Origin of the sequence: Brevundimonas sp. (assembly GCF_046293315.1) — a bacterium.
Lineage (GTDB): Bacteria > Pseudomonadota > Alphaproteobacteria > Caulobacterales > Caulobacteraceae > Brevundimonas.
Genome location: NZ_JBKBPF010000136.1, coordinates 1 through 504, shown reverse-complemented (window position 1 = coordinate 504; position 504 = coordinate 1). Strand labels below are relative to the sequence as shown.

Sequence of the window (504 nt, the reverse complement as noted above, 5' to 3'; positions counted from 1 at the left end):
CTCGGCGAGTTCGTCGAGGTGGGCGCGTACATGTTTCTCCAGGACCTTCTGCATCGCGGCTGGCTCCACGGTGATCTGCTGGCCCGTCGCGTCGCTGCATGAGGCCGAGAGCTCGGCCGCCATCAGCGCCGCCGCGCGCGCGGGCCAGTTCACCCATGCGTCCCGTTCCTCGCGCGCCAGGCGGAACACCAGCGCCAGCGCGCGGGCCCGCTCGATCAACTCCCCCTTCAGCTTCTGGAGCCGGATGCGCCGTTCCTGCGCCTTCAGCACCTCGTTCGCCGTCTTCGCCTGCAGGAAGGTCGTGCCGCCGCCTACGGCTGGCACCGCCAGCCCCTGTTCGCGCAGCGTGTCGCCGACAGCGGCCACCGCCGCCTCGGGGACGGGCTTCAGCTTCGGCGCGGGCGTTCGCGGGGCTTTCGCGGCGCCTCTGGCGCCACGGTCCCCGCTCACCCTCGTCTTCGACGGGTCCGTCGTCTCGGCACGCCTGGCGTCGCTGGCGGCCGC

The 504-nt window shown here is 72.8% G+C and carries 1 pseudogene; it reads right to left on the bottom strand.

Features of this window, described 5'->3' with window-relative positions:
- A pseudogene (locus ACK4SE_RS14415) lies at positions 1-366 on the bottom strand (hypothetical protein); the annotation flags it as partial.
- Positions 367-504 lie beyond the last annotated feature (138 nt).